The following is a 341-nucleotide window of genomic DNA, read 5'->3' as shown; positions in this document are numbered from 1 at the left end:
CGTCGGGCAGGATCTGCGAGAAGGCGATGCGGGAGGCGTCGTCGATGCAGACATGGACGAACTCCCAACTGCTGCCGCGCGAGCTGGCATTGCCGGTGCGCTTGCCGGTAATGCGATGACCGATGCGCTCGAAACGACCGAGCTTCTTGATATCGATATGGATCATCTCGCCAGGATGCTCGCGCTCGTAGCGTCGGATCGGCTCGGCCGGTTCGATATCCCGCAACCGCGACAGTCCGGCACGCTTGAGAACCCGGCTAACGGTGGCGGGCGAGACGCCGACCTCATGGGCGATGTGCTTGCCGGTCCAACGTTGCCGCCGCAGCGCCATGATGCGCTCG

Annotated in this window: 1 protein-coding gene; it reads right to left on the bottom strand. The window is 64.5% G+C overall.

Annotation, left to right across the window (positions count from 1 at the left end; all coding sequences use genetic code 11):
• The coding region (locus EN850_RS34615) for a helix-turn-helix domain-containing protein (RefSeq protein WP_136093007.1) at positions 1-341 on the bottom strand (341 nt) is incomplete at both ends.

The organism is Mesorhizobium sp. M8A.F.Ca.ET.207.01.1.1 (genome assembly GCF_004794715.1).
Classification (GTDB): Bacteria; Pseudomonadota; Alphaproteobacteria; order Rhizobiales; family Rhizobiaceae; genus Mesorhizobium.
This window is presented reverse-complemented; position numbering and strand designations above follow the sequence as displayed.